Origin of the sequence: Sphingopyxis sp. (assembly GCF_035944815.1) — a bacterium.
In the GTDB taxonomy this organism is placed as follows: domain Bacteria; phylum Pseudomonadota; class Alphaproteobacteria; order Sphingomonadales; family Sphingomonadaceae; genus Sphingopyxis.
The window spans coordinates 18,973-45,100 of sequence record NZ_DASZAU010000005.1; the positions used below are offsets into that span (position 1 = coordinate 18,973).

The 26,128-nt window shown below is 65.3% G+C and carries 29 protein-coding genes; 6 read left to right on the forward strand and 23 right to left on the reverse strand.

Annotation, left to right across the window (positions count from 1 at the left end; translation table 11 throughout):
* Positions 1–10: 10 nt before the first annotated feature.
* From VGU00_RS08610 to VGU00_RS08645, 8 genes are all read right to left on the reverse strand, one after another.
* Positions 11–562, reverse strand: a complete 552-nt coding sequence (locus VGU00_RS08610) for a hypothetical protein (RefSeq protein WP_327467512.1) — start codon at positions 560–562, stop codon at positions 11–13.
* Positions 563–570: 8 nt separating this feature from the next.
* Entirely contained in the window at positions 571–1,248 is a 678-nt protein-coding gene (locus VGU00_RS08615) for a hypothetical protein (RefSeq protein ID WP_327467514.1), read from the reverse strand.
* A 33-nt stretch (positions 1,249–1,281) separates the two neighbouring features.
* Positions 1,282–1,677 (reverse strand): putative quinol monooxygenase, encoded by a 396-nt coding sequence (locus VGU00_RS08620; protein ID WP_327467516.1) that lies wholly within the window; start codon positions 1,675–1,677, stop codon positions 1,282–1,284.
* The gene (locus VGU00_RS08625) at positions 1,674–2,360 is read right to left on the reverse strand and encodes a GNAT family N-acetyltransferase (RefSeq protein ID WP_327467519.1); all 687 of its coding nucleotides are present in this window, start codon (positions 2,358–2,360) and stop codon (positions 1,674–1,676) included. The genes VGU00_RS08620 and VGU00_RS08625 overlap by 4 nt, the downstream gene beginning before the upstream one ends.
* A complete protein-coding gene (locus VGU00_RS08630) occupies positions 2,357–3,346 on the reverse strand; it encodes a restriction endonuclease (RefSeq protein ID WP_327467521.1) in 990 nt (329 codons plus the stop codon). The genes VGU00_RS08625 and VGU00_RS08630 overlap by 4 nt, the downstream gene beginning before the upstream one ends.
* A gap of 9 nt (positions 3,347–3,355) precedes the next feature.
* Positions 3,356–5,023 (reverse strand): DNA repair protein RecN, encoded by a 1,668-nt coding sequence (gene recN / locus VGU00_RS08635; RefSeq protein WP_327467523.1) that lies wholly within the window; start codon positions 5,021–5,023, stop codon positions 3,356–3,358.
* A gap of 46 nt (positions 5,024–5,069) precedes the next feature.
* Positions 5,070–5,861 (reverse strand): outer membrane protein assembly factor BamD, encoded by a 792-nt coding sequence (locus VGU00_RS08640; RefSeq protein ID WP_327467525.1) that lies wholly within the window; start codon positions 5,859–5,861, stop codon positions 5,070–5,072.
* Positions 5,862–5,922: 61 nt separating this feature from the next.
* Positions 5,923–6,627 carry a peptidylprolyl isomerase gene (locus VGU00_RS08645; RefSeq protein WP_327467527.1) on the reverse strand — a complete coding sequence of 235 codons (705 nt, stop codon included), beginning with the start codon at positions 6,625–6,627 and terminating at the stop codon, positions 5,923–5,925.
* A 138-nt stretch (positions 6,628–6,765) separates the two neighbouring features.
* Between VGU00_RS08645 and VGU00_RS08650 the strand changes: the two genes are divergently transcribed.
* The 5 genes from VGU00_RS08650 (at position 6,766) to VGU00_RS08670 (ending at position 9,528) form a co-directional block, all read left to right on the forward strand.
* On the forward strand, positions 6,766–7,452 hold the full coding sequence (locus VGU00_RS08650) for a hypothetical protein (RefSeq protein ID WP_327467529.1): 687 nt from the start codon (positions 6,766–6,768) through the stop codon (positions 7,450–7,452).
* A 48-nt stretch (positions 7,453–7,500) separates the two neighbouring features.
* Complete coding sequence (locus tag VGU00_RS08655) at positions 7,501–7,899, forward strand: metalloregulator ArsR/SmtB family transcription factor (protein ID WP_327467531.1); 399 nt, start codon at positions 7,501–7,503, stop codon at positions 7,897–7,899.
* Positions 7,883–8,416, forward strand: coding sequence for an SRPBCC family protein (locus tag VGU00_RS08660; RefSeq protein ID WP_327467533.1), 534 nt, complete (start codon positions 7,883–7,885; stop codon positions 8,414–8,416). Before VGU00_RS08655 ends, VGU00_RS08660 begins: the two co-directional genes overlap by 17 nt.
* A gap of 120 nt (positions 8,417–8,536) precedes the next feature.
* Positions 8,537–9,295, forward strand: coding sequence for an alpha/beta hydrolase family protein (locus VGU00_RS08665; RefSeq protein ID WP_327467534.1), 759 nt, complete (start codon positions 8,537–8,539; stop codon positions 9,293–9,295).
* Positions 9,247–9,528: an acyl-CoA thioester hydrolase/BAAT C-terminal domain-containing protein gene (locus VGU00_RS08670; protein WP_327467604.1), complete on the forward strand. Its 282-nt coding sequence runs from the start codon at positions 9,247–9,249 to the stop codon at positions 9,526–9,528. Before VGU00_RS08665 ends, VGU00_RS08670 begins: the two co-directional genes overlap by 49 nt.
* A gap of 105 nt (positions 9,529–9,633) precedes the next feature.
* Here VGU00_RS08670 and pnp read toward each other — a convergent pair whose 3' ends face one another.
* The 8 genes from pnp to VGU00_RS08710 form a co-directional block, all read right to left on the reverse strand.
* The gene (gene pnp / locus VGU00_RS08675) at positions 9,634–11,943 is read right to left on the reverse strand and encodes a polyribonucleotide nucleotidyltransferase (RefSeq protein ID WP_327467535.1); all 2,310 of its coding nucleotides are present in this window, start codon (positions 11,941–11,943) and stop codon (positions 9,634–9,636) included.
* 191 nt (positions 11,944–12,134) lie between these two features.
* Positions 12,135–12,404, reverse strand: coding sequence for a 30S ribosomal protein S15 (gene rpsO / locus VGU00_RS08680; protein ID WP_327467537.1), 270 nt, complete (start codon positions 12,402–12,404; stop codon positions 12,135–12,137).
* Between the two features lie 27 nt (positions 12,405–12,431).
* Entirely contained in the window at positions 12,432–13,409 is a 978-nt protein-coding gene (gene truB / locus VGU00_RS08685) for a tRNA pseudouridine(55) synthase TruB (RefSeq protein WP_327467539.1), read from the reverse strand.
* A gap of 85 nt (positions 13,410–13,494) precedes the next feature.
* Positions 13,495–13,914, reverse strand: coding sequence for a DUF6491 family protein (locus tag VGU00_RS08690; RefSeq protein ID WP_327467541.1), 420 nt, complete (start codon positions 13,912–13,914; stop codon positions 13,495–13,497).
* A 61-nt stretch (positions 13,915–13,975) separates the two neighbouring features.
* The gene (locus tag VGU00_RS08695) at positions 13,976–14,512 is read right to left on the reverse strand and encodes a GNAT family protein (RefSeq protein WP_327467543.1); all 537 of its coding nucleotides are present in this window, start codon (positions 14,510–14,512) and stop codon (positions 13,976–13,978) included.
* Positions 14,512–15,789, reverse strand: a complete 1,278-nt coding sequence (locus VGU00_RS08700) for a M20/M25/M40 family metallo-hydrolase (RefSeq protein ID WP_327467545.1) — start codon at positions 15,787–15,789, stop codon at positions 14,512–14,514. Before VGU00_RS08700 ends, VGU00_RS08695 begins: the two co-directional genes overlap by 1 nt.
* 57 nt (positions 15,790–15,846) lie before the next feature.
* The gene (locus tag VGU00_RS08705; RefSeq protein WP_327467547.1) at positions 15,847–16,449 is read right to left on the reverse strand and encodes a thymidine kinase; all 603 of its coding nucleotides are present in this window, start codon (positions 16,447–16,449) and stop codon (positions 15,847–15,849) included.
* Between the two features lie 42 nt (positions 16,450–16,491).
* A complete protein-coding gene (locus VGU00_RS08710) occupies positions 16,492–17,439 on the reverse strand; it encodes a bifunctional helix-turn-helix transcriptional regulator/GNAT family N-acetyltransferase (RefSeq protein ID WP_327467549.1) in 948 nt (315 codons plus the stop codon).
* A 135-nt stretch (positions 17,440–17,574) separates the two neighbouring features.
* Between VGU00_RS08710 and VGU00_RS08715 the strand changes: the two genes are divergently transcribed.
* Entirely contained in the window at positions 17,575–19,002 is a 1,428-nt protein-coding gene (locus VGU00_RS08715; RefSeq protein ID WP_327467551.1) for a wax ester/triacylglycerol synthase family O-acyltransferase, read from the forward strand.
* Positions 19,003–19,099: 97 nt separating this feature from the next.
* Here VGU00_RS08715 and rbfA read toward each other — a convergent pair whose 3' ends face one another.
* The 7 genes from rbfA to rimP are packed head-to-tail and all read right to left on the reverse strand — an operon-like array spanning position 19,100 to position 26,015.
* Entirely contained in the window at positions 19,100–19,513 is a 414-nt protein-coding gene (rbfA, locus tag VGU00_RS08720; protein ID WP_327467553.1) for a 30S ribosome-binding factor RbfA, read from the reverse strand.
* Complete coding sequence (locus tag VGU00_RS08725; protein ID WP_327467555.1) at positions 19,510–20,079, reverse strand: DUF1697 domain-containing protein; 570 nt, start codon at positions 20,077–20,079, stop codon at positions 19,510–19,512. Before VGU00_RS08725 ends, rbfA begins: the two co-directional genes overlap by 4 nt.
* A gap of 57 nt (positions 20,080–20,136) precedes the next feature.
* Complete coding sequence (locus VGU00_RS08730; RefSeq protein WP_327467557.1) at positions 20,137–20,517, reverse strand: glyoxalase superfamily protein; 381 nt, start codon at positions 20,515–20,517, stop codon at positions 20,137–20,139.
* Positions 20,518–20,532: 15 nt separating this feature from the next.
* Positions 20,533–23,091, reverse strand: coding sequence for a translation initiation factor IF-2 (infB, locus tag VGU00_RS08735; RefSeq protein ID WP_327467558.1), 2,559 nt, complete (start codon positions 23,089–23,091; stop codon positions 20,533–20,535).
* A 17-nt stretch (positions 23,092–23,108) separates the two neighbouring features.
* The gene (locus tag VGU00_RS08740; RefSeq protein ID WP_327467560.1) at positions 23,109–23,879 is read right to left on the reverse strand and encodes a DUF448 domain-containing protein; all 771 of its coding nucleotides are present in this window, start codon (positions 23,877–23,879) and stop codon (positions 23,109–23,111) included.
* On the reverse strand, positions 23,860–25,470 hold the full coding sequence (nusA, locus tag VGU00_RS08745; protein ID WP_327467562.1) for a transcription termination factor NusA: 1,611 nt from the start codon (positions 25,468–25,470) through the stop codon (positions 23,860–23,862). Before nusA ends, VGU00_RS08740 begins: the two co-directional genes overlap by 20 nt.
* On the reverse strand, positions 25,470–26,015 hold the full coding sequence (gene rimP / locus VGU00_RS08750; RefSeq protein ID WP_327467564.1) for a ribosome maturation protein RimP: 546 nt from the start codon (positions 26,013–26,015) through the stop codon (positions 25,470–25,472). The genes nusA and rimP overlap by 1 nt, the downstream gene beginning before the upstream one ends.
* Between the last annotated feature and the right edge of the window lie 113 nt (positions 26,016–26,128).

Below are 26,128 nucleotides of genomic sequence, written 5' to 3' on the forward strand. Positions count from 1 at the left end.
GCTTCGGTCGTCACGGCGTCTTCAATGCTTTCACGAAATCGGGATCGGAAAAAACCTGCCGAACGAGCAGCGGGTACAGTGCATTATACTGCCGAAACGCCTCGGGGATAGCGATGGCGCCGATAAAGTCGCCCTTCCAGCGTTTTTCGACCCGATAATCTTTCGAAAAGCGCTCGGCGCCGTCACGAACCACCGCGATGCGCGCGCCGATCGACGCGCGCGTTTCCCCGGCACGGCTCTCGGTCAGCCGCGCCGTGATCGCGACGGGCGCGGCGGCATCGAGCCGCCCCGCCGCCCCAAGTTCCCTTGCGAAGCCCATCCGCAGAAATTCGGCAAAACCGCTCCCTTTTGGCGGGCTCATGGTCGACCCGCGGATCACGACCGTGCCGGCGACCGGTGCCGTCCCGCCCGCATCGACAAAGGGTCCGAGAGCCACCGCCGGCACCTTTTCGGCGCGCAGCAGCTTCAGCGTTTCGATCGACGGCGCAGTCTCTTCGACCCGCGTATGGACGCAGGCGGCGAGACCCAGCGCGATGACCCCCATGGCAAGGACGGCACGCATCGCAGCGCTTATTGCGGAAAGGCGGGATCGGAAACGAGATTGTTGATACCGTGATCGGTCGCCTGCCGCACCACCATCTTCACGGCTTCACTAACATTCTTGACCTGTGTACCCGGAATTTCGACGTCCTTCTTGCCATATTTCATATGAAGCGCGTGCTGCACCAGTGTCTGGACAGAAGCGGCGCCTTCGCCCGGCAGATATTCGAAGGCCACGTCATAACGGTCGGTAGCAACCACGCCGCCGAACAGCCCGAAGCCCAGACCGGCGCGAAAGCCGTCCTTCTTCGCCTTGTCGAGCTCTTCCTGCGCGATGACATTGTTGAACTTGATGCTGAGTACGGCGCCGCCCGCGACCGGTGCCTCAACCACCTCCGTAAAAGCGCCGGTCGCCTTGAGTGCGTCGAGGATCCACGGCTTCACTTCTTTCGTCGCGCGCGGATTCGGCTCTCCGTTGCGCTGGAATTCGAAGATCAGCTGCACGGGCCGGGGCGTTGCCGGCGTCTTCTTTTCCTCGGGTTTCAGATCGCCAAGGCTGTTGTCCACAAACCATTTCGCTGCCTGCGCGGCGGTCGGTACGCACAACAGCATGAACGCGGCTAGCAACGACAGCGTCGCGGCGCGAATGGACATAAAATGATTCCGCATGGAAGTTCCCCCTCTCCCCTGATGAGAAGCGGATATCATCACCGCCGAAATCGACAAGCCCCGAACGTCGGATCAGGGGTGTCCAGCGCGCACCGGCTTGAACTCGGCGCGCATGCCAAATCCGGCAATCAATGGACGACCTTTACTGATCGCGTCCTGCACCGCGGGAAGCCCTAGCGACGCGGCGTGCGCCTCCTTCGTTTCCCATAGCTCGACGATCCAGATCGCATCGGGGTTCGCGCTATCCTCGCCGATCAGATAGGCCATGTTGCCGGGCATCGCGCCCGTCCCTTCGGACAGGATCGCGACCAGTTCGGCGCGCTTGCCGGGCTGCGCGATCATCTGGCCGATCAGGCCATATTCGGGAACAAGCTCTTCCATTCGCTTCTCCAGCGCCTGCAATTGACCCACCGGCAGCAGCGCCGCCGCCATCGCCAGCATCGCGGCCATATGTTCGCGCCGGTTCATTTCGCGATCGCCAGCACATGCACCTCGCGCCGAATGCGGAAACCGAGCGATTCGTAGAGCGCAATCGCTCCGGCATTGTCGGCGTAGCTGTGCAGGAAAGGCGTCTCGCCACGCGCGACCATCGCACGCATGACATGCCCGATCAGCGCGCGCGCGAGCCCGCGGCCGCGGCAATCCTCCCACGTCGCGACCCCGCTGACCTCGGCCATGCCAAGGACAAGGATGCGCTGCCCCGCCATCGCGAGCAGGCGGCCGTTTTCGCGGATGCCGAAGAAGGGGCCGTAACGATGCGTCTTCGGCCCCCATGGGCCGGGCTTGGCATGGTCGGCGAGCGCAGCCATTTCGGGGGCGTCTTCGTCGCCGAGCGCAAGGATCGCGGGTTCGCCGTCGCGCAGCGCGGGCGGCGGGCCCTCGGCGACCATCTGCGCCAGCACCGCGCGTTTCACTTCGCGCGTGCCGGGTGGAACCACCCAAGGCTCACCCTCGACGATCCAGATTTCGCCGTCGCCCGGAACCAGCGCGGCAAGCGCCGCCTGCGCCGCGTCGCCCGTATCGGCGGCAACGCCGAACACGCCATAGCCGCGATCGATCCGCACCGCGCGCGCATCGCCTTCGGCCAAGTGCGCCTGCCGGCCGGTGAGCATGCTCCAGACCGGACGATCGAGGGGGTGGGGCGCGGTCACGCCGGCCAGTATATTTTTGTGAGTGGGAGCAGGCGCCGACCCTCTTCATCAAGCTTGTCATATTGCTCGATAAGGGCCCGCGCCAATTCATCCAGCTCCATAAGGTGGGTCACCGTCGAAGCGCGTTCGGCCTCGTAACGCGCATCTCGCGTAAAACCTCCGGTGCTGACATAGAGACCGCGATCATCAGGGTGGCGACCACCAAGAAAGCTTCGGATTTCTTGCGAACCCATCTGCCCGCGTCGATGTTTAACCTCAACCACGATCCGCGGTCGCTCAAATCCGAAACCATCCTTCGACGCTATGATATCTTTGCCGCGATCGGGCCCGGCGGGCGAGACCGTCGTCCGATAACCCAGCGCGCGCAGCAAAGACGCGACGACCTCTTGCATGTCATCCCAGGCAAGTGCGAGCAATCGATCCTTGACGCGTTCGATCGCTTGTTCGGCCAATCCGTCAAAAGGGTCTGCAACATCGTCGGGGTCTTCGACCAACTCAGCTGGCGCGGCTGAGGCGCCTTCCTCGCCGGAAGCCAGGTTTCGCAATTCCTGAATCGCTGAAGGCGCGACCTTGAACAGGGTCAGGATGGCTCCTAGCCGCCCCCGTGCTGCGTCGGACAATTTGTCGCGCGACACCGAGGATTGCCATTCCACCGATCGCTGAACGGGCAGGAGTTCAATTTGGTCCGGAGCAAAGGCTGGTTCGCCAGTCACGACACCCAAATGATAAAGCCGACTGCGAGGATCGTACGTCATGACGGGATCGCCGACACTCACCTCCCTGAGAAAGCGCCAAATCTGACCAGCGCTAACACGCTTTTGCTGTTCGCTATTGTCAGGATATGCCTCGGAAATTCGATTCAGAACCTCGTCAAAACTCTGGGCGCGGGAGTAATCCCCGGCTTCCCGCCAGCCGATGGCAACAACATTTCTGTTCAAGAAATCTTCCGCGAGCGCGCTTCGTCGCCCCGCATTCACCTTCCACACATACCCCTCCTATACATTCTCCAGCAACCGCTCGGCCTGCGCGCGCGCTTCCGCGGTGACCTCTGCGCCCGACAGCATGCGCGCGATTTCCTCGCGGCGGCCTGCGTCGTCGAGCGCATGGACACTGGTGCGCGTAACGATGCCCTCGCTCGACTTGGCGATGATGAAATGCGCGGCACCCTTGGCGGCGACCTGCGGGCTGTGCGTCACCGCGAGCAATTGTTTGCCGGCACCGGCGAGGCGCGCGAGCCGTTCGCCGATCGCGCTCGCCACTGCGCCGCCGACGCCGCGGTCGATTTCGTCGAAGATGATCGTGTCGGCGCCGCCCTCTTCGGCAAGTGCGACCTTCAGCGCGAGGATGAAGCGCGAGAGTTCGCCGCCTGAGGCGATCTTGGCGAGCGGCGCAAAGGGCGCGCCGGGGTTCGTCGAGATAAGAAACTCGACGCGGTCCATGCCCTCGGCGCTCCAGCGTTCGGCGGGCAGCCGTTCGACGAGCGTCTGGAAACGCGCGGCGTCGAGTTTGAGCGGCACGAGTTCGCCGGCGACCGCGGCGTCGAGGCGGGTCGCCGCCTTGCTCCGCTGGTCGGACAGCGCGGTCGCGGCATGGGTGTAGGCGGCGGCGGTTTCGGCCACCGCGGCTTCGAGCTTCGCGAGCCCCGCGCTGCCGCCCTCGATCGCGTCGAGCCGCGCGGCGAGCGTGCCGGTGAGTTCGGCGAGTTCGTCGGGCTGGACATTGTGCTTGCGCGCCATCGCCCTGAGTTCGAACAATCGCGTTTCGGTCGCCTCGAGCCGCTCGGGATCATATTCCATCGCGCGCGCAGCTTCGTGGAGTTTCGTCTCCGCCTCGTCGGTCTCGATGATCGCGCGGTCGAGTGCCGCGAGCGCTTCGGCAAGCAGCGGATGATCCCCCGCGAGCCGGTCGAGCCGCCGCGCCGCGCCGCGGAGCTGCGCCGGACCGCTGTCGCTGCCCTCGAACGCCTCCATGATCGCGCCGAGATCGCCCGCGAGCTTTTCGCCCTTTTGCATCGCGGCGCGTGCTTCGGCGAGTTCGGCCTCCTCGCCCGGCTGAGGGCCAAGCGCCTGCAGTTCGGCGACACAATGTTCGAGCCATTCGCGGTCGCGCTCGGCTTCGGAGATTGCAGCCCTTGCAGCGGCCAGCTTTTCCTCCGCGGCGCGCCATGCGGCGTGGGCGGCAGCGACACCGCGCGTGTCGGCGCGCGCATAGGCGTCGAGCAGCGCACGGTGCCCGGCGGGCGCGAGCAGCCCGCGATCGTCGTGCTGGCCGTGAATTTCGACGAGATAGCTGCCGACCTCGCGCAGCAGCGCCGCCGAACAGGGCTGGTCGTTCAGGAAGGCGCGGCTCCCGCCGTCGGCTTTCAGCGTGCGGCGGATCAGCAGCGGCTCGCCCGCTTCCTGCGCGATCTCGTTTTCGGCGAGCAGCGCGGCAAGCGGCGTGCCCGGCGCGGGGGCGGTGAAGCTGGCGGTGACCTGTGCCTTGTCGGTACCCTGCCGCACCAGCGCGCTGTCGGCGCGCGCGCCGAGCGCGAGCCCGAGCGCGTCGAGCAGGATCGACTTGCCTGCCCCCGTCTCGCCCGTCAGCACGCCCAGCCCGGCCTCGAAATCGAGGTCGAGCCGTTCGATCAGAACGATATTGGCGATGGAAAGCGCCGTCAGCATGCCCTGCCCTTACCGCAGAACAAAGCCAGAATCTACGCGCGAGCGATCACGCGCTCGGCGCGTGCCGCTGCATCAGCTTGTAGGCGCGCTCATACCATTCGTTGCCCGGATAGTTGGCACCGAGCACCGCCGCCGATTTCTTCGCTTCCGACGGGATGCCGAGCGCGAGATAGGATTCGGTCAGGCGATAGAGCGCCTCGGGCGTGTGGCTGGTCGTCTGGAACTTGTCGACGACTTCGCGGAAACGGATCGACGCCGCGAGCCAGTTCGAGCTGCGCTGGTAGAAACGGCCGATTTCCATTTCCTTGCCCGCGAGATGGTCCTGCACCAGGTCGATCTTCAGCCGCGCGTCGGCCGCATAGCGGCTGTCGGGATAGCGGCGGATCACTTCGCCAAGCGCGTTCGACGCCTGCTGCGTGATTTTCTGGTCGCGGGTGACGTCGCTGATCTGCTCATAATAGCTGAGGCCGATCAGATAATAGGCGTAGGGCGCATCCTTGTTGCCCGGGTGGATCGCAAGGAAGCGCTGCGCGGCCTCGATCGCCGGGGTATATTCGCGGTCCATATAATAGCTGAACGAGCTCATCAGCTGCGCGCGGCGCGCCCAGGGCGAATAGGGATGCTGGCGCTCCACCTCGTCGAACAGCGCGGCGGCAAGCCCATATTGCTTGCGGTCGAGCCGGTCCTGCGCCGCGCGGTACAGCGTGTTGACGTCGCGCGCGACGTAGCGCGTATCCTTCTTGACCCCGCCGCCGCCGGCACAGGCGGCCAGGGGCGTGATCAGCATTGCGGCGGCGAGCAAGCGCATGGTCACGCGCGAGGAGGCAGATTGAGTCATGCGCGCGGTATAGCCACAGCGCAGATGAACGCAAAATAAATGATGGGGGCTCGGCGCAGCTTTACGGCGTTTTGACGACGCACCCTTGCGGAACATCCGCCGGCGCCGGAACGCGGCGCGCGGTCTTGATCGTCACCTGCGGTTCGATCATCTGTCCGACCATCACGCCTTCGCCCGCGGTCGGCGAAATCGGCGCGTTGAAGATTGCCTCCGCGATGTCGGCGCCCGCTACGACTTCGCCGAACACCGCGAAGCCGACGCCGTCGCCGCCCGGCGCATCGCTGTCGAAGCCCTTAATGTCCGACAGGAGCAGGAAGAAGTCGGTCGTCGCGTCGCCGGGATTGAGCCGCGCCATCGACAGGGCGCCCTTGCAATTGGTGAGGCCCGTTGCCTGGGTCGGTTCGTGCGCGATCGGCGGGAAATTCTTGCGCGCATCGCCGCGGTTGCCCGCCTGGATCAGCTGGTTCGCCGGCCCCCAGCTCTTCGTCGAACGATAGAATTTGAACCCGTCCATCCGCTTCGTATCGACGTAGCGAAGGAAATTGGCGCTGGTCACCGGCGCGCGCTTGTTCTCGATCCGCAAGGTGATCGTGCCAAGGTCGGTGGCGAGCGCGACATAGGGCCGCGTATCGGCCTCGACCACCGGCGTGACGGGCGCCGGCACGGGCGGAACGGGCGGCGGCAATTGCGTGGCCTGTGGCGGAGCGCCCGCGGCCTGGGCGGCGAAGGCGAGCACGGGGGCGAGCGCGGAGAAGATCGTCAGCATCGCCGATACATAAACAATAAAGCGCGGGGCTGGCGACCCCCGATTCGACGAAGCCCCGATGCGGCAAGACAGGGCCGCATTGGAAAATGCGCCGCGCCCCGCTAGGCACGGGCGGGACCGGAAGCGAAGAGGAAGCCGATGACCGAGACGCCGAACCGCGACGCACCCGAGGGTGCGGCCGCCCCCACCCCGTCTGCCGCCGAGATCGGATCGCGGTTCCTGCGCTATCTGCCGCTGATCACCATAGCGCATTTCCTGATCGGGCTGCCGGCGCTGATCGCGTCGCTCGCGCTCGCCTGGTTCGCCTTTGTCCAGGCCGATGCGACGCAGAAGATGCAGACCGGCGGCGTCATGCCCTTCGTCACCTTCGGGACGAGCAATGGCGACGCGGAAGGCAATCAGGATATTGCGCTGACGCTGACGAACAATGGCGTCGGCCCCGCAATCCTCGGCCCCATCGAAATCCGTTACGAAGGCAAGCCGATGACCACGCCGATCGACCTTCTCCGGACCTGCTGCACAAAAAGCGAAACGCAAGCCTTGCGCTTTTCCACCTCGCCTTCGACCGGAATCGCCGTGCGGCCCGGCGAGACGATCGAATTCGTCAGCTTTCCGCGCACCCCCCAATCCGAGGACGTATGGCAGACCTTCAACAAGGAGCGGTGGAAGCTCAAGGTCCGCGCCTGCTATTGCTCGATCTTCAACGATTGCTGGGTGACCGAAGGTATGCAGGGATTGCCGAAGGCGGTGAACAAATGCCCGGCGAACTGGTCGCTCTATCGCGAGGACGCCGGAAACCGGATCGCGGGAGTCGACACGGATTAATTCAACCAATCGGTTGACAATAAAATCGGATGCCTCATATTCAACCACATGGTTGAACATGATTCGCACACCCTCGACACAATCTTCCACGCGCTTGGCGATGCGACGCGCCGCGCCATGCTCGGCGAACTCGCCGACGGCGAACGCACGGTCGGCGAGCTCGCCGAACCCTTCGCCATGTCGCTCGCTGCGGCGTCGAAACATATCAAGGTGCTCGAAACCGCGGGGCTGGTACGCCGCGACATTCGCGGGCGCACACATGTCTGCAGCCTCGACCCCGTCCCGCTGATGCGCGCCGACCAGTGGATCGGCATCTATCGCCGCTTCTGGACGGGACGCCTCGATACGCTCGAGAAAATCCTGCGCGCGCAAGATGCCGCGCCGCCCCCTCCCCCCAAGAAACCCTCCCCGGGAAAGAAGGAGAATGACGATGACGACGATGCATGACGAGGACCGCTACGGCTTGCTTACCGAGCCCGCGACGCTGACGATCACCCGCCTGCTTCCCGGTCCCGTCGACCGGATCTGGGCCTATCTCACCGACAGCGACCTGCGCCGCCAGTGGCTCGCAGCGGGCGCGATGGAGGCAAAGGTCGGCGCGCCGGTCGAACTCGTCTGGCGCAACGACGAGCTGACCGACCCGCCGGGCACGCGCCCCGATGGCTTCGGCGACGAGCACCGGATGACGTGCGAGGTCGTCGCGGTCGACGCGCCGCGCCTGCTGTCGATCAGCTGGGGCAGCACCGGCGGCGTGACCTTCACGCTCGAGGAGAAGGGCGACGAAGTGCTGCTGACGATCGTCCATAAGCGGATCGAGGACCCCGAAGTGCGCCTGAGCATCAGCGCCGGCTGGCACGCGCATCTCGACGTGCTCGAAGCGCGGACGCGCGGGATCGAGGCGGCGCCGCACTGGGACAATTGGACCCGGCTGCGCGGCGACTATGCCGAGCGGCTGTTCGGCTGATCGACGAGGAAACGGCCGAAGGGGCGCGGGATTCGTTCCCGCGCCCCTTCGTTCGCGCCCCTTGCGCAGGCACCAACTGTTATATATTAATAATACAGTTTGGCAGCGGAAGGGGCGGCCATGAAACGCAGGTGGAAGATCGTGCTGGGCGCCGTCGGCGCGCTGGTCCTCGCGGGCGCCGGCGGCTTCGCCTATATGCTGGTTCAGCCGCCGCCCCCGGCCAGAATCGTCGAGCCCGGAGCCGAAGGGCGGCGCATTGCGGGCGCGGGCGTCCTCGCCAACTATTACCCCGCGAGCGGCGCCGGCCCGCATCCGGCCATCCTCCTGCTCGGCGGCTCGGAGGGCGGCCTCGCCAAGGAAGTCCGGTCCCAGGCGCTGCTGTTGAAGGCCGAAGGCTTCAGCGTCCTCCAGCTTGCCTATCACAATGCGCCGGGAAAGCCGGCGAAGCTCAAAAATGTCCCGCTCGAAGATTTTTACCGGGGCCTCGACTGGCTGAAGAAGCAGCCGGGGATCGATCCGGCGCGGATCGGCATCGTCGGCTATTCGAAGGGCGCCGAGGCGGGGTTGCTCGTCGCGACGCGCTATCCCGGCATCCGCGCAGTCGCGCTCGGCATGCCTTCCAGCGTCGTATGGGACGGGATGAGCGGCGAGAATTACATGCTCGGATCGTTCAGTTCGTCGTGGAGCGAGGAAGGCGAGCCGGTGCCCCACCTCGCCTACAAGGGACGGCCCGACGAACGCGGGCTGATGGCGGTGTTCGAGGGCGGACTGAAAGCGCTCGACAAAAACCCCCCGCGATCATCCCGGTCGAGAAATATAAGGGCAAGCTGCTGCTCGTCTGCGGCGAGGCCGAGAAACTGTGGCCGAGCTGCCCGATGACCGACCAGATCGTCCGGCGCGCGAAAGCCAAAGGCGCGGCGGAACCGGTCGTGTTCCGCTACAAGGACGCCGGCCATGCGGCGATGGGGGCGCCGTTCGCCGATGCGGCCGCCGCGAAGAAATGGAGCAAGCTGGGCGGGACGGCGGAAGGAAACAGCGCCGCGCGTATCGACAGCTGGCCGAAGATCGTGGCGTTTCTGAAGGCCGAACTCGCACCGGACAGCGACCGTTAGCGACCGGTTTCGGCCGATAGAGGCGGGGGCAGCTTCCCACCCCAAGGCAAGCAAAAAAAGGGGCCGCCTTTCGGCAGCCCCTTCTGTTGTTCCTTAGCGGAAAGCTCAGTCTTTCAGGAAATCGGGCACATGGCCCTGGTCTTCCGGACCTTCGCTGCGTTCGCGGCGCGGGCCGCGGTCGCCACGGTCGCCGCCGTCACGGCGCGGGCCGCGATCACGGTCGCGGCCGCCGCGTCCACGGTCGCCACGGCCTTCGCCGTCACGGCGCGGACCGCGATCACCGCGCGGTTCGCGCGGCGGGCGGGTGTCTTCGAGCTCTTCGCCGGTTTCCTGGTTCACGACGCGCATCGACAGGCGAACCTTGCCGCGCTGGTCGATCTCGAGAACCTTGACCTTGACTTCCTGACCTTCGGCGAGGACGTCCGAGACCTTCTCGACGCGCTCGTTCGCGATTTCGCTGACGTGGACGAGGCCGTCCTTGCCGCCCATGAAGTTCACGAACGCACCGAAATCGACGAGATTGACGACCTTGCCGTCATAGATCTTGCCGACTTCGGCTTCCTCGACGATGCCGGCGATCCACTTGCGCGCGGCTTCGATCTGGTCGAGGTCGCTCGACGAAATCTTGATCAGGCCTTCGTCGTCGATGTCGACCTTGGCGCCGGTGGTCGCGACGATCTCGCGGATCACCTTGCCGCCGGTACCGATGACGTCGCGGATCTTCGACTTGTCGATCTGCATCGTTTCGATGCGCGGCGCGTGCGCCGACAATTCGCTGCGGGTTTCGCCGAGCGCCTTGTTCATCTCGCCAAGGATGTGCGCGCGGCCTTCCTTGGCCTGGTTCAGCGCGGCTTCGAAGATCTCGCGCGTGATGCCCGCGATCTTGATGTCCATCTGCATCGTGGTGATGCCTTCGGCCGTACCCGCAACCTTGAAGTCCATGTCGCCGAGGTGATCCTCATCGCCGAGGATGTCGCTGAGGATCGCGTAATCCTTGCCTTCGAGGATCAGGCCCATCGCGATGCCCGAGACGGGGCGCTTGATCGGCACGCCGGCGTCCATCATCGCGAGCGAACCGCCGCAGACCGACGCCATCGACGACGAGCCGTTCGACTCGGTGATGTCGCTGGTGAGGCGGATCGTGTAGGGGAACTCGTCCTTCGTCGGCAGCACGGGGTGCAGCGCACGCCATGCCAGCTTGCCGTGACCGACTTCGCGGCGGCCCGGCGCGCCGAAGCGGCCGACTTCACCGACCGAATAGGGCGGGAAGTTATAGTGCAGCATGAAGTTCTGGTACGACAGGCCATTGAGGCCGTCGATCATCTGCTCCGCATCCTTGGTGCCCAGAGTGGCCGTAGCAATCGTCTGGGTTTCGCCGCGGGTGAACAGCGCCGAACCATGCGCGCGCGGCAGGAAGTGCGTTTCGGCGACGATCGGACGAATCTGCGTCGTCGTGCGGCCGTCGATGCGCTTGCCGTCCTTGAGGATGGCGCCGCGGACGATTTCGGCTTCGAGCTTCTTGGTCAGCTTGATGCCGGCCATGACTTCCTGAGGGGACAGGCCGTCGGCAGCGAAGCTTTCCTTCGCCTTCGCGCGCGCTTCGTTGAGCGCGTTCGAGCGCGCCGACTTGTCGGTCAGCTTGTAGGCAGCGGCGATGTCCTTGCCGATCAGCTTCTTGAGCTTGTCCTTGATCGCGGCATTGTCGTCGCCGGCGGCGACTTCCCACGGGTCCTTGGCGGCCTGTTCGGCGAGCTTGACGATCGCCTTGACGACCTCCTTGCACGCATCGTGCGCGAACAGGACGGCGCCGAGCATGATCTCTTCCGACAGCTCGTTGGCTTCGGATTCGACCATCATCACCGCGTCGTAGGTGGCGGCGACGACGAGGTCGAGGTCGCCTTCGGCAACCTGCGCATCGGTCGGGTTCAGGATATATTCGCCGTCGACATAGCCGACGCGCGCGGCGCCGATCGGGCCCATGAAGGGCACGCCCGAGATGGTGAGCGCGGCCGAGGCGGCGACCATCGCGAGGATGTCGGGCTCATTGTGGCCGTCATAGCTCAGGACCTGGGCAATGGCGTTGATTTCGTTGTAGAAACCTTCGGGGAACAGCGGGCGGATCGGACGGTCGATCAGGCGGCTGACCAAAGTTTCCTTTTCGGTCGCACCGCGCTCGCGCTTGAAGAAGCCGCCCGGGATGCGGCCGGCGGCCGAATATTTTTCCTGATAGTGGACGGTGAGCGGGAAGAAGTCCTGCCCGTCCTTCACCGACTTCGCGGCGGTCACGGCGCACAGGACGACCGTTTCGCCCAGCGTCGCCATCACGGCGCCGTCGGCTTGGCGGGCAACCTTGCCCGTTTCGAGCGTCAGCGTTTCACCGCCCCACTCGATCGATACTTTTTTCACGTCAAACATGTGGTTTCCTTCGCCCGCCGGGCCCTATGCCGGGCGGGGCCTCTGATTCCGGGCAATCCGGCCCGGGGCGGTGTAGGGCGTCTGTCTGCCCTATGGCGGTCCCGCCGGATGCGGGAGCGGCCCTGTGGTCCGGCACGTTGCGCGGAGCCAATATGACAGCGGCCCCGGAAGTCCGGGGCCGCCAGAAATTCTTATTTACGAAGACCCAGCTTCGCGATCAGCGCCTGATAGCGACCCTCGTCCTTCTTGCGAAGATAGTCGAGGAGGCTGCGACGCTTGTTGACCATCATCAGAAGGCCGCGGCGGCTGTGGTTGTCCTTGTGGTGCGCCTTGAAGTGATCGGTCAGCGTGTTGATGCGGTCGGTCAGGATCGCGACCTGGACTTCCGGCGAACCGGTGTCGCCCTTTTCGCGGGCATTGTCCTTGATGACTTCGGCTTTGCGTTCGGCGGTAATCGACATATTCAAACTTCCTTCGAACATCCTTGCTTACAAATTGAAGCCCCGGACGACTTTCAGCGTTCCCGCCAAAGCCTCGATCAGGGCAACGGGACGCATGTCGCTGTCCCTTCCCCAATAGAGCCCGTCTTCCGTGCTACCCCCGGTCCAGACGCGACCCTGACGGATCGCCCCTGCCGCTTCCGGGGAAAGGTTCAGAGCCGGGATGTCGACCAGCCCTGCCTCGAGCGACAGAAATATTTCTGATTGCGCGGCCCCTTGGCCGAATGCGTTCAATTTGTCCAGCGAAATCGCCTGTTCGAGCGCGAACGGGCCCGCCTTGGTGCGGCGAAGCATCGTGACGTGACCGACTGTGCCGACGGCATGCGCAATGTCGCGAGCGAGGCTGCGGATATAGGTGCCCTTCGAGACATGGGCGGTGAGGGTGATTTCTTGGAGCCCCTCCCCTCCCTCGTCACCCCGGACTTGATCCGGGGTCCATTCTTCCGGCGCGGCGATGGATGCCAGATCAAGTGTCGAACGAGGCACGCGATTCGTTCGACCATGACGAAGAGAATGGATTGTGACGCTGCGCGCCTTCATCTCGACCGCCTCCCCCTTGCGGGCGCGGTCATAGGCGCGTTCGCCGTCGATCTTGATCGCACTGAATGCCGGCGGCACCTGTTCGATCGGACCGGTGAAGCGCGGCAGCACCGCTTCGATCTCAGCCAGCGTCGGACGCACGTCGCTCGTCGCGACCACTTCGCCCTCCGCATCGAGCCCGGCCGTCTCGGTTCCGAACCGCACGGTGAAGTCGTAGACCTTGCTCGCGTCGAGCATCCGGCCGCAGAGCTTGGTCGCCTCGCCCAGCGCGATCGGCAATACGCCCGATGCCAGCGGGTCGAGCGTGCCGCCATGGCCGACCTTGACCTTGCCGAGGCCCGCCTCGCGGCACACGCGCTTGACTGCGCCCACCGCCTGCGTCGAGCCGAGCCCGACGGGTTTGTCCAAGATGATCCAGCCGTTCATCCCGCGCCGCTAAAGCATTTTCAAGCCAGGTGGAACCTGGTGGTTCGCAAAATGCGGCAGACCAAAACCCGCAGGTCGAAGCCTGTCAATTTTGCGCGGCTTTTTCGGCTTCACGCGCTGCTTTCCGTTCCGCTTTCGACGGCGGCGGTGCCGAGGTCACGAACGAGGTCAGCGGGCAGCTCTCGCCGCGCACGACGATCGACGCGAAGCGGTCGAGCCGGCCGGCCCCGCGCGTTTCGACACCGATCGCCTGCGCAAAATCGATATCGCGGCAGATCCCGGCGAAGGCGCCGTAATACCAGTTGCGGCGGCTGTCCTGGATCCAGATGCCGCGGTCGCGATCGGCCCGCCAGTTGCGGATCGTGCTGTCGCTGGGGAAGACGATGCTCGCCTCGACGCCAAGCGCGCGCGATTCCTTTGCGGGCGCCGGGGCCGGCTCGGCGGTCGCCGATACCGAAAGCGGGAACAGCAAGGCGGCGAAGGAAAGGGCAAGTTTCTGTTTCATGATGGCGGCGCGATTAGCAGATCGAGCCTGAACCCGTGCTGACCCCCGCGTCATATGGCGTTCATCGCCGCCATTCATCGGCGAGCAGCGACCAGAGGCCGGTGTCGCGGACATGGCCCGTCCAAGTGATGCGTTCGGACCGCAGCACGCCTTCCTTGGCACAGCCGAGCTTTGCCACCGCCGCCTGGCTGCGCTTGTTGCGTTCGTCGATGCGAAATTCGATGCGCCGGATCCCGACAGCGAAGGCATGGTCGATCATCAGCTTTTTCAGCCGCCCGTTGAAGCCGGTGCCGCGCGCGGCGGGATGGATGAAGCTGTTGCCGATCTCGATCGTCTGCGCCGTCCAGTCGGGCCGCAGCCATGCCGTCATCCCGACGAGCGTGTCGCCGCCGAAAATGGCATAGGGCATCCGGCTTTCATGGCCGATCAGCGACGTGAAGCTGGCGTCGAAATGATCGGGATCGAAACTCGACGAATAGACCGGCCAGATATCGGCGTCGGCGGCGCAGGCGGCGCGAAGCGCCTCACGGTGCGCTTCCTCCAGCTTGACGAGGCGCAAATCATCGTCGGCCAGTTCGACATAGAGATCGCTGCGCATCACTGGACGCCGGCGGTTGCGAGCAGGATGCCGAGCCCGACGATGGCGCCGCTCAGACTCTTGCTCTTTTCGACGTCGATCCACTCGTCGAGCGCGTGCGCGCGGCCGCCCTCGCCGCCCGATCCGATCGTGACCGCCGGAATGCCGAGGCTCATCGGCAGGTTCGAGTCGGTCGACGAGAAGGAGGCTTTCGGATCGAACCCGTTGGCGCGGATGATCGCATTGGCGCTCTGCACAATCGGCTGCGTCGCGGCGGTCTCGCCCGCGGGGCGGTCACCGATCATCTTGATATCGGCGGCGATCGGCCCTTCCTTCACCGACCGCGCGGCATTCTCGCCCTCGACGCTCTTCTTCACGATCGCGAGGAACGCTTGTTCGAGCTTGGCGAGTTCGGCTGGATTTTCCGACCGCATGTCGAATTCCATAAACACCTCGTTCGGGATCGAATTGACCGAGGTGCCGCCGCCCACGACGCTGGCGGAATAGGTGGTCTTGGGGGTCGCAGGGACCGGGATCTTGTAGAAATCGACGACCGTCTGGCTCATCGCAGCCATGGGGTTGACGAGCCCGAACGCGCCAAAGCTGTGGCCGCCGGGTCCCTTGTACGTGATGCGATAGCGCTTCGACCCGACGCCGCCGGTGACGATCCGCGACGGATCGAGCCCATCCATCGAGAAAAAGGCCTTCACCCGGTCCTTATATTTGCCCTTGGTCAGGAGGTAGCGAACACCGCGCAGGTCGCCGGGACCTTCCTCGCCGACATTGCCGACGAAGATGATGTCCTGCTTCACCTTGATGCCGCTCTCCTTCATCGCGCGGGCATAGGCGAGCAGCACCGCAAGGCTGCGCGTATCGTCGCCGATGCCGGGGGCGTGGAGGCGCGTGCCTTCGCGGCGGACCTTGACCGGCGTGCCTTCGGGAAAGACGGTGTCGAGATGCGCGGCGATCATCACCGCGGGGCCGCCAGCGGGGCCGGTGCCGCGATAGACGCCCATCGCATTGCCTTCTTCGTCGATTTCGACATCGGCGAGTCCCGCATCCTTCAACATGTCGCGATAGGCGGCGGCGCGTGCGGCTTCCTTGAACGGCGGCGCGGGGATTTCGGTGAGCTTGACGATTTCCCCGACCATCCGGTCGTGATCGCGATCGAGGATTTTCACCGCGGCCCGATAGCCCTTGGTCTTGAGCACGGCTTCGGGCTTCGATGCCGGCGCCGCCTGCGCGGGAACCACAGCCAGAAGGGCGGCGGCTAGACTCAACGACACGATATTACGCATGATATTCCTTTCGCGAAAACTGTCCGGGGCGATTCCGCCCCTTGCCGGGTCTGCCGATCAGGCCGGAATCAGCGACGCCGCGGCTTCGCGCCGTTTCGCCATGAAATGGCGCCGGCACATCGCGACATAGCGATCATTGCCGCCGATCTCGGTCTGCGCGCCCTCGACCACCGCGCGGCCATTTTCATCGACGCGCAGGTTCATCGTCGCCTTGCGCCCGCATTCGCACACGGCTTTGAGTTCGACGAGCGCGTCGGCGATACCGAGCAACGCCGCCGATCCCGGAAAAAGCTCGGCCGAAAAGTCGGTGCGCAGGCCATAGCAGAGCACTGGAATATCGGCCTCGTCGGCCAGCCGCGCGAGGTCGAGCACCTGCGCGCGCGACAGGAACTGCGCCTCGTCGACGAGCACGCAGGCGAGCGGGCGTTCGGCATGTTCGGCGCCCACCGCCGCCCAAAGGTTGCTGTCGGGATCGAACTTGTGCGCGTCGGCCATCAGCCCGATGCGGCTCGTCACCTGCCCGACGCCATAACGATCGTCGAGCGCCGCGGTCCACAGCATCGTTTCCATGCCGCGCTCGCGATAGTTGAAATCCGCCTGCAGCAGCGTCGTCGATTTGCCGGCATTCATGCTGGCATAATAGAAGTAGAGCTTGGCCATGCGCCGATGCTTAGGATCAATCCGGGCGCGGTTCCACCCCGTTCAATCGGGAAGCAGCAGCCGCCAGCTCTCGCTCACTTCGGGTTTGCCGAAATCGTCGTGCGTCTCGACCGACTCGACCACGAATCCCTGTGCCGCATAGATTTTGCGCGCGCTGGTCAGGACGGCGTGCGTCCACAGCACGATCTCGCGATACCCCGCAGCGCGGGCGAATTCGACGCAGCGCGCGACGAGGTCGCCGCCGATCCCGAGCCCGCGCGCCTCGGGTTCGACATAGAGTAGCCGCAGCCGCGCGACCCGCTCGTCCTCGGCGACCAGAAAGACCGAACCGAGCATGCGCCCCGCCCGCTCGGCGATCCAGCATTGCTCGCGCCCCGGCTGGAAATTGCGAATGAAGCCGGCGGCGATCTCGCCGATCAGCGCCTCCATCGGCGGCCCCCAGCCATAGACCTGCTGGTAGAGGATCGCTTGCCGCGCGGTGACCATGCCCATGTCGCCGACCGTCCACGTCCGGACATGATAGGCCTGCCCCTCGGCATTTCCCAACCGGTCGGCGATCCAGTCGACCGCGGCGCGCAACCCTGCGACATCCTGTTCCGACAGCCCGCCCAGAAGCCTCGCGGTTTCGTCGAAGGTGCGGGCGTCGAGCGCCGCGAAGGCGGCCCGGCCTTCGCCCGTCAATGCGATCGGCCGCTCGCGCGCGTCGGCGCCGCGCCCGCGCTCGATCCATCCTCGCCGCGCGAACTTGCCGATGATCCGGCTTAGATAGCCCGGATCGACCCCCAGCTCCTCCTGTATCCGCTTGGCCAGGACGGGTTCGCCGACCGCGATCTCGTAGAATATGCGCGCTTCGACCAGCGACAATTCGCTGCCCATATAATGCGGATCGAGCGCCCCCATCCGCCGCGTGTAGAAGCGGTTGAAACGCCGGAGCGCGGTCACGGCGGAAGCGAGCGCGGGATTCGGGTCGAGGGTGGCGGTTTCGGTCATGCCATGCTCGTGAGCCAATTAGTTGCCAATGTCAACTATTAGATGAAAATGCCTGACCGCTGTCGCTTGACACGCCGCCACCCCCTGTCATGCTGCGCACAATAAACGCAGCACAATCAGTGGGGAGAGCTGCCGATGCGACTGATGCCGGTGACCGACGCGATGTTCCTGTGGGGGGAGAGCCGCGAGATGCCGATGCACATCGGCGGCATCAACCTCTACACGCTGCCCGAGGGCGTCGACGAAACCGAATGGCTGGACGAACAGCTCGGACTGCTCCGCCAGTCCGAAGGATTGCGCCGGCCGTTCAGCGAGGTGCTGAAGCTGACCCCGTTTGGCCAGTACGGCCCGATCCGCCTCGAACCCGACCGCGACATCGACATGCACTATCATGTCCGCGCCGCCGCGCTGCCCAAGCCGGGGCGGTACCGCGAGATGTTCGAACTCGCCTCGCGGCTCCATTCGGGGCTGCTCGACCGGACGCGGCCCTTGTGGGAAATCACCCTCATATCGGGCCTGCCGAACCGCCAGATCGCGACCTTCAAAAAAGTCCATCACGCGTTGATGGACGGCGCCGCGAGCATTCATTTCTATAATTCGATGCTGTCGGCGGACCCCAAGGAACGCCGCGCCGCCTCGCCGCTCTCGGTCGAGGCCTATGAAGCCTATAAGCGCCTCTTTCCGCCACCGAAGAAACCAGCGCGCCCCAGCCTGACCGACATCAAGGCGATCGGCGATTTCCTGAAGGAGCAGTGGGGCAACAGCGTCGGGGTGACCAAGGCGATGAACCAGTATCTCGCCGCGATGTTCGGCATCGGCGGCGACGGGCTCGTCACCCCCTTCACCGGCGTGCCGCGCACGAGCTTCAACCGCAACATCACCGGCGCGCGCCGCTTCGTCGCGCAAAGCTGGTCGCTGGAGCGCGTCCGCGCGATGGGCAAGGCCTATGACGGGACGATCAACGACGCGGTCCTCGGCATGTGCGCGGGGGCGATGCGCAAATATCTGCAATCGCTGAACGAGTTGCCCGACAAGCCGCTGAAGGCCATGGCGCCGGTGTCGATCCGCCCGAAGGACGATATCGATTCGGGCAATTCGGTCGCGTCGGTGACCGCGAACCTCGCGACGCATGTCGACGATCCGGCGACGCGCATGGCGATGATCCAGGAATCGATGAATTCGGCGAAGGCGCAGCTGCGCGCGATGACCGCGGCGCAGATCCAGCTCTATACCGCGATCACCAGTTTCCCGATGATGCTCACCGCGTTGACGCGTACCGCCGACAAATTTCCGGCCTATTCGGTAACGATCTCGAACGTCCCCGGCCCGCGCGAGCAGATGTACTGGAACGGCGCACGCCTCGACGGCATGTACCCCGCGAGCATCCCGGTCGACGGCATGGCGATGAACATCACGCAGGTGTCGAATTTCAAGAATATCGACTTCGGCATCACCGCGTGCCGCCGCAGCGTTCCGCACGCGCAGCGGATGATCGACTATCTGGAGGAAGCGCTGGTCGAGCTGGAAATGGCGGCGGGGATCAAGACGCCGAAAGCGAAGTAGCTCTCTATCCTCGTCACCCCGGACTTGATCCGGGACCTCGCTTCTCAACGGTGGTTAGTGGGCCCCCGGATCAAGTCCGGGGTGACGATGGTGGAATTCAGCCCTCGCCCTCGCCGCTTTCCAAATCGCGCGCCACCTTCGGGTCGCGCAGCAATTTTTCGATATGGCTCGCCTCGTCAAAGCTTTCGTCCGACAGGAATTTGAGCTTCGCGGCATATTTCATCCGCACCTTCGACGCGACGGTCTTTTGGAGATAGGCGGTGTTGGTTCTGAGCGCCTTGAGCACCGCTTCCTCGTCCTTGCCGAGCAGCGATTTCACGAACACCGTCGCATGGCGCAGGTCGGGCGACATGCGCACTTCGGTGATGCTGACGGGATGCGTCGCGAGGATGTCGTCGTGGACGTCGCCGCGCGCGAGGATTTCGGACAGGAGGTGGCGCACCTGCTCGCCGACGCGCAGCACGCGGACCGACGGGCCACTGTCCTTGCTGCGGTCCTTTTCGGTCTTCATGCCTTCATAGTCTCCAACTGGTCGAGCTTGCCGACGATCCGGGCGATCGAGCGCATGTTGCGCGCCGTCCCCTTATGCTCCAGCCGGCGCTCGATCATCCGCGCGGTCAATTTGCTGTCCGGCGCCGCGTCGCCATAGTCGATATAGAGCGCGCGATCGCCGAGCGCGAGACGCTCGTTCGGCCGGATCCATTTATCGCCGGCCAGCGCCTCGAACTGCGCCTGCGTCGGCTGCCCGTCGAGGAACATCGTGTGGACGATGCGGTCCTCGTTGGTCCCCGCGAACGGATTGTCGGCGATCGCCGCCGCCAGTTCGTCGCGGCTACGCACGAGCGCCGCCGAGGTCATGTCGAAGCGATCGTAGACCATCAGCGTCAATTTCTCCTCGAGCCCGCGCGTCGGCCGCGCGGGGTGGGAGAAAATGACGTTGCCGCTGGCGACGACGGTTTCGACATCGCTGAACCCCTCGGCCTCGAACGCTGCACGCAAGTCGACCATCGTCAGACGGTTTCCGCCGACATTGATACTACCGAACAGTGCGACATAGCGGGCCATGCCGGCGTTCATCCTTTTCCCGCGACAGCGGGGGTCCGCATTTTGGCGAGGGCGCCGGAGGAGGCGCCGCTAAACCCCGCCATCGACCTGTGCCTCCGTAAAGAAGGTCAGCCGATTGCTCGCAGGGTCCTGGATCGTGATCTCGTACGACCCCCATGGCGTCAGCTCGGGCTCGCCGGGGCGCGCGTTGCCGTGCTGCTTCGCGCGCAGTCCGGCCATATAGGCCGACACATCATCGACGGGAATGCGCACCGCCCCGCCGGGGGTCGCATCGCCATAATGTTCCGACAGGTGCAGCACGCAGTCGCCGTAACGCACGCCCATATAGAGCGGCGCCCCGTCATCGAACCGATGCTCGAACTCCAGCGCGAAACCAAGGAAGTCCAGGTAGAAATCCTTGGTCCGCTTCTCGTCGAAGCTGCGCAGGATCGGAACGGGCGTGCCGAACATCGCGAACGACGCGCCTTACAGCGTCCGTTCGCGCAGTTCGACTTCGAAGACTTCGAGGTGGTCGCCCGCCTTGATGTCGTTCGTATCCGCCAGCACGACGCCGCACTCGAGACCCGCGCGCACTTCGGCGACATCGTCCTTGAAGCGGCGCAGCGACGCGATCGTCGTTGCCGAGATGATGACGTCGTCGCGCGTGAGGCGCGCGTGGAGCCCCTTGCGAATGACGCCTTCGAGCACGAGCAGACCCGCAGCCTTGTCGCGCTTGCCGGCGGGGAACACATCCTTGACCTCGGCGCGGCCGACGACATTTTCGATACGCTCCGGACCGAGTTCGCCCGCCATCTCCTTCGCCACGTCGGCGGTCAGGTGATAGATCACGTCATAATACATGAAGCGCACTTTTTCGCGGGCCGCGATCTCGCGCGCCTTGGCGTTCGGACGGACGTTGAAACCGATGATCGGCGCGCCGGTCGACGCCGCGCGCGTCACGTCGCTTTCGGTGATCGCACCGGCACCCGACAGGAGCACGCGAACGCGAATCTCGTCGGTCGACAGCTTGTTCAGCGCATTGACGATCGCCTCGACGCTGCCCTGCACATCGCCTTTGACGATGACCGGATATTCGATGACATTCGCCTTGTCGGCGAGCGCCGAGAACATGCCTTCGAGGCTGACCGGCGCCTGTTCGGTGCGCTTGCGGGTCGCCTGTTCCTGGCGATAGGCGGCGACCTCGCGGGCACGTGCCTCATTCTCGACGACCGTCAGCGTATCGCCCGCCATCGGTACGCCGCCAAGGCCGAGCACTTCGACCGGCATCGACGGCGTCGCCTGCTTCACCTGCTTACCATGATCGTCGACGAGCGCGCGGACACGGCCGCTTTCGGCGCCGCAAACGAAGATGTCGCCGACCTTCAGCGTGCCGCGGCGGACGAGGATCGTCGCGACGGGACCGCGGCCCTTGTCGAGCTTCGCCTCGATCACGGTGCCTTCGGCGGCGCGATCGGGGTTCGCTTTCAGCTCCATGATCTCGGCCTGCACCGCAATCGCGTCGAGCAATTTGTCGAGACCGGTCTTCTTCAGCGCCGACACTTCGACATTCTGCACGTCGCCGCCCATTTCCTCGACCACCAGCTCATGTTCGAGCAGGCGTTCGCGGACGCGCTGGGGATTGGCACCGTCCTTGTCGACCTTGTTGATCGCGACGATGATCGGCACGCCGGCCGCCTTCGCATGGTTGATCGCCTCGATGGACTGCGGCTTGAGGCCGTCGTCGGCCGCCACCACGAGGATGACGATGTCGGTGACGTTCGCGCCGCGCTGGCGCATTTCGGTAAAGGCTTCGTGGCCCGGCGTATCGAGGAAGGTGATGACGCTGCCGTCCTTCGCCTTCACCTGATAGGCGCCGATATGCTGCGTGATGCCGCCGGCTTCGCCCGCCTGCACATTCGCGCCGCGCAGCGCGTCGAGCAGGCTGGTCTTGCCGTGGTCGACATGGCCCATGATCGTGACGACCGGCGCGCGCGGCTTGAGGTGCGCGGCATCGTCGACGTCCTCGTCGTGGCGGATGTCGACATCGCCTTCGCTGACGCGCTTGATCTCATGCCCGAACTCGGTGACGAGCAACTCGGCGGTATCCTGGTCGATCACTTGGTTGATCGTGACCGGGCTGCCCATCTTGAACAGCGCCTTGACCAGGTCGCTGCCCTTTTCGGCCATGCGGTTCGCCAGTTCCTGCACCGTGATGCTTTCGGGCACGACGACTTCGCGGACCTGCTTTTCGCGCGGACCCGAGAAGCTGGTGTGCGAGCGCTTTTCCTTTTCGCGGGCGCGCTTCAGCGCGGCGAGGCTGCGCGCGCGCGCGCCTTCGTCCTCGTTGAGCGCGCGCGTCACGGTCAGCTTGCCCGACTGGCGGCGATTGTCCGTACCGCGGTTCGTCTTCGGCTCGGGACGCTTCGGTTCGGGGCGCTTCGGCGCTTCGACCGGGGTGAAGCGGCGCGGTGCCGGGGCGGCGCTCGTCGCCGGGCGCGGCGTAGCGGCAGGCGCTTCGCCTTGCGCGTCGGCGGCAGGCACTTCGGCGGCCGGAGCGGCGGGCGCAGGCGCGGCGGCAGGCGCTTCCTCAGCGGCCTTGGCGGCGGCTGCCGCTTGCTCGACACGTGCTTCGACGCGCGCCTTTTCTTCCTCGGCAGCGCGGGCACGCGCGGCTTCGTCACGGCGACGATTATCCTCAAGCGCATTCATGCGCGCTTCTTCGGCTTCGCGGAGCAACTGCGCCTGACGCTCCTGACGCGACATCAGGCTGTCATTCTCGCTCGCGCGCGGCGCGGCCGGCTTCGGAGCGGGCGCAGGGGCAGGAGCGGGTGCCGGCGCAGGGGCCGGCGCGGCCTCGACCTCTTCGACCTCGGGTGCCGGCGCGGCTTCGCCCGGACGGCCGATCACGCGGCGACGCTTCACCTCGACCACCACCGTATTCCGGCGCCCGTGGCTGAATTGCTGCTGCACCTGTCCGGCCTCGACCGTCCGCTTCAGCCCGAGCGGCTTGCGGGTAAGGGTCGGCTTGTCCTGTTCGTCACTCATCGAAAACCATCATTCCTTCAAAACGCGTCCGAAGCGGCGGTGCCGGCTGGCGCCGTCCCTGTTTTTTCCTCGCCGGCGGGCGGCGGGGCATGCGGATCGGAATCGCGGTTGGCCGCGTCCCTACTCCATCCTGTGAAAAACTGCCAGCGGCTCAAATGCGCCAGCACCCTGTCCGCCGCGCGGGCATCCGTAATCGCCAGATGCACCGCATTCTCGCGGCCCAATGCCATAGATAGGGTGCCGCGGTCCACCGGCAAGACCAGTCCTTCGCGCCCCGACCCTTCGGCGTCGTCGCCGACACGCCACGCCTGCGCCAGCTTCTTGCGGCCATCGTCGCCCGCATCGCTGGCATGGAGGAGCAGGCGAACCTGTCCCTTGCGCGCCGCCGTTTCGATCTTTTCATTGCCGCTGAGCAACGTGCCCGCCCGCGATTCCAGCCCGAGCCGGTCGAGCGTCGCGCGCTGAAGCTGCGCCTCGATGCGCGCGCCGAGATCGTCGGGGATCGTGAAATTGCCGTCTTGCAGCGCGCGCGCCAGCCCGCCCTTCAGCTTGCCCTTGGCCTGCGCGGCTTCCAGCGTGGCGCGGTCGACGCCGATCCACGCACCGCGTCCCGGCGCCTTGCCATGGACGTCGGGCGCGATGATGCCGTCGGGGCCGAGCGCGAGGCGCACGAGCTGCTCCGCCGGCGAAACCTCACCGGTTACGACGCAGCGCCGCTCGGGCACATGCTGGCCGCGCCCCTTTGCGCGGTCGGTTTCGGTCAGCTGATCATTGCGCGGGGTCCGCATCGGCGGCCTCCCCGGTTGCCGGTTCGTCGTCGAACCAGTGCGCACGCGCCGCCATGATGATCTCGTTACCCTGCTCTTCGCTCAGGCCATATTCGCCGAGCACGCCGCCCTTGTCCTCGGCACGCTCGCTGCGCGCCGGACCACGACGATTGTCGGTCCGCTTCTTCGCGATCAGTTCGTCGGTCGCAAGGTCGGCGAGATCGTCGAGCGTCTTGATCCCGGCCTTGCCGAGCACGACGAGCATCGCTTCGGTGAGGTGCGGGATATCGGCGAGCGCATCCTCGACACCGAGTTCGCGGCGTTCGGCGCGCGACGCTTCCTCGCGGCGCTCGAGACCTTCGGCGGCGCGGCTCTGCAGTTCCTGCGCCAGCTCTTCGTCGAAACCTTCGATGCTCGCGAGTTCGTCGATGCCGACATAAGCGACTTCTTCGAGTTCGCCGAAGCCTTCGGCGACGAGCAGCTGCGCGAGCGTTTCGTCGACGTCGAGCTCTTCCTGGAACATCGTCGAGCGTTCGACGAATTCGCGCTGGCGCTTTTCGCTCGCGTCGGCCTCGGTCATGATGTCGATCTGGCTGCCGGTGAGCTGGCTGGCGAGACGGACATTCTGGCCGCGGCGGCCGATGGCGAGGCTGAGCTGGTCGTCGGGAACGACGACTTCGATGCGGCTGTCATCCTCGTCGATGACGACGCGCTGCACCGTCGCGGGCTGGAGCGCGTTGACGACGAAGGTTGCCGTGTCTTCGGACCAGGGGATGATATCGATCTTTTCGCCCTGCATTTCCTGGACGACCGCCTGAACGCGGCTGCCCTTCATGCCGACGCACGCACCGACGGGGTCGATCGAGCCGTCGTAGCTGATGACGCCGATCTTCGCGCGCGAACCCGGATCGCGCGCGGCGGCCTTGATCTCGATGATGCCGTCGTAGATTTCGGGCACCTCCTGCGCGAACAGCTTCTTCATGAAGTCGGGGTGCGCGCGGCTGAGGAAAATCTGCGGGCCGCGCGTTTCGCTGCGCACCGACAGGATCAGCGCGCGGACGCGGTCGCCGACGCGCATCAGTTCGCGCGGGATCTGCTGGTCGCGGCGGATGACGCCCTCGGCACGGCCGAGGTTGACGACGATGTGGCCGAATTCGACCGACTTGACGACGCCGGTGATGATCTCACCCGCGCGGTCCTTGAATTCCGCATATTGGCGCTCGCGGTCGGCTTCGCGCACCTTCTGGAAGATCACCTGCTTCGCCGACTGCGCGTCGATGCGGCCGAGGTCAACCGCGGGCAGCGGGTCGACGATGAAGTCGCCGATCTTGGCGTCCTTCTGGAGCTTCTGGCCGGCAGCGAGGTCGACCTGCTTGAAATAATCCTCGACCTGCTCGACGACCTCGACGACGCGCCACAGGCGGAGGTCGCCGGTCTGCGGATCGAGCTTTGCGCGAATGTCGTTCTCGGCGCCGTAGCGCGCGCGCGCGGCGCGCTGGATCGCTTCCTCGATCGCCTCGATGACGATGCCCTTGTCGATCATCTTCTCGCTGGCGACGCTGTTGGCGATCGCGAGGAGTTCGGCCTTGTTGGCGGAAATGGCAGTGGCCATCAGTCCTGTCCTTCTTCTTCCATTTCGTCGGCGCCCTCGATCGAGAGCGGGACGGTTGCGGCAATCAATTTGTCGGTGAGAACGAGCTTCGCCGTGTCGATCGCGTCGAACGGCAGCTTGTGTTCCACACCTTCCTTATCCGAAATCGTGATGACGTCGCCGTCGATGCCGACCAACTCGCCGTTGAAGCGCTGGCGGCCGTCGCGCTTTTCCTTGAGCGCGATCTTCGCCTCATGCCCCGCCCAGTCGGCGAAGTCGGCGCGGCGCGTCAGCGGGCGGTCGATGCCGGGCGACGACACCTCGAGCCGGTAAGCGACGTCGATCGGGTCCTTGCCAGCCTCTTCCAAGGCGTCGAGCCGGTCCGAGATGCGGCGCGACAGGTCGGCGCAATCGTCGATCGTCAGCTGGCGCGTGTCGGGGCGTTCGGCCATCACCTGCAGCGTCGGGTCGCTGTCGCCGCCGAAGAAAGCGACGCGCACGAGCGCAAGGCCCATCGCCTCGGCTTCGGGCGCGATGATCGCATTGAGGGTGTCGAAATCGACCAAGCTATATTCCCAATCCGGATGACCGGAAAGCATGTGGGTACAGCCGCCGCGGCCCGCGGCCCCGACGTCCCAACTGGCTAACCATGTCAAGAAGTACGGCGCATATAGGCTTT

What these genes read in the sequence shown, in the direction of transcription:
- VGU00_RS08705 (WP_327467547.1), bottom strand. Translation starts at nt 16,449, where the DNA reads ATGGCCAAGCTCTACTTCTATTATGCCAGCATGAATGCCGGCAAATCG.
- VGU00_RS08730 (WP_327467557.1), bottom strand. Translation starts at nt 20,517, where the DNA reads ATGTTCGGCACGCCCGTTCCGATCCTGCGCAGCTTCGACGAGAAGCGG.
- VGU00_RS08690 (WP_327467541.1), bottom strand. Translation starts at nt 13,914, where the DNA reads ATGAAACAGAAACTTGCCCTTTCCTTCGCCGCCTTGCTGTTCCCGCTT.
- rbfA (WP_327467553.1), bottom strand. Translation starts at nt 19,513, where the DNA reads ATGAAGACCGAAAAGGACCGCAGCAAGGACAGTGGCCCGTCGGTCCGC.
- VGU00_RS08710 (WP_327467549.1), bottom strand. Translation starts at nt 17,439, where the DNA reads ATGACCGAAACCGCCACCCTCGACCCGAATCCCGCGCTCGCTTCCGCC.
- nusA (WP_327467562.1), bottom strand. Translation starts at nt 25,470, where the DNA reads ATGGCCACTGCCATTTCCGCCAACAAGGCCGAACTCCTCGCGATCGCC.
- infB (WP_327467558.1), bottom strand. Translation starts at nt 23,091, where the DNA reads ATGAGTGACGAACAGGACAAGCCGACCCTTACCCGCAAGCCGCTCGGG.
- rpsO (WP_327467537.1), bottom strand. Translation starts at nt 12,404, where the DNA reads ATGTCGATTACCGCCGAACGCAAAGCCGAAGTCATCAAGGACAATGCC.
- pnp (WP_327467535.1), bottom strand. Translation starts at nt 11,943, where the DNA reads ATGTTTGACGTGAAAAAAGTATCGATCGAGTGGGGCGGTGAAACGCTG.
- VGU00_RS08700 (WP_327467545.1), bottom strand. Translation starts at nt 15,789, where the DNA reads ATGCGTAATATCGTGTCGTTGAGTCTAGCCGCCGCCCTTCTGGCTGTG.
- VGU00_RS08610 (WP_327467512.1), bottom strand. Translation starts at nt 562, where the DNA reads ATGCGTGCCGTCCTTGCCATGGGGGTCATCGCGCTGGGTCTCGCCGCC.
- VGU00_RS08725 (WP_327467555.1), bottom strand. Translation starts at nt 20,079, where the DNA reads ATGAACGCCGGCATGGCCCGCTATGTCGCACTGTTCGGTAGTATCAAT.
- VGU00_RS08645 (WP_327467527.1), bottom strand. Translation starts at nt 6,627, where the DNA reads ATGCTGACGATCTTCTCCGCGCTCGCCCCCGTGCTCGCCTTCGCCGCC.
- recN (WP_327467523.1), bottom strand. Translation starts at nt 5,023, where the DNA reads ATGCTGACGGCGCTTTCCATCGCCAATATCGTTCTGATCGAACGGCTC.
- VGU00_RS08665 (WP_327467534.1), top strand. Translation starts at nt 8,537, where the DNA reads ATGAAACGCAGGTGGAAGATCGTGCTGGGCGCCGTCGGCGCGCTGGTC.
- VGU00_RS08715 (WP_327467551.1), top strand. Translation starts at nt 17,575, where the DNA reads ATGCGACTGATGCCGGTGACCGACGCGATGTTCCTGTGGGGGGAGAGC.
- VGU00_RS08650 (WP_327467529.1), top strand. Translation starts at nt 6,766, where the DNA reads ATGACCGAGACGCCGAACCGCGACGCACCCGAGGGTGCGGCCGCCCCC.
- VGU00_RS08660 (WP_327467533.1), top strand. Translation starts at nt 7,883, where the DNA reads ATGACGACGATGCATGACGAGGACCGCTACGGCTTGCTTACCGAGCCC.
- VGU00_RS08620 (WP_327467516.1), bottom strand. Translation starts at nt 1,677, where the DNA reads ATGAACCGGCGCGAACATATGGCCGCGATGCTGGCGATGGCGGCGGCG.
- VGU00_RS08640 (WP_327467525.1), bottom strand. Translation starts at nt 5,861, where the DNA reads ATGACTCAATCTGCCTCCTCGCGCGTGACCATGCGCTTGCTCGCCGCC.
- VGU00_RS08655 (WP_327467531.1), top strand. Translation starts at nt 7,501, where the DNA reads ATGGTTGAACATGATTCGCACACCCTCGACACAATCTTCCACGCGCTT.
- VGU00_RS08695 (WP_327467543.1), bottom strand. Translation starts at nt 14,512, where the DNA reads ATGCGCAGCGATCTCTATGTCGAACTGGCCGACGATGATTTGCGCCTC.
- VGU00_RS08740 (WP_327467560.1), bottom strand. Translation starts at nt 23,879, where the DNA reads ATGCGGACCCCGCGCAATGATCAGCTGACCGAAACCGACCGCGCAAAG.
- VGU00_RS08615 (WP_327467514.1), bottom strand. Translation starts at nt 1,248, where the DNA reads ATGATATCCGCTTCTCATCAGGGGAGAGGGGGAACTTCCATGCGGAAT.
- truB (WP_327467539.1), bottom strand. Translation starts at nt 13,409, where the DNA reads ATGAACGGCTGGATCATCTTGGACAAACCCGTCGGGCTCGGCTCGACG.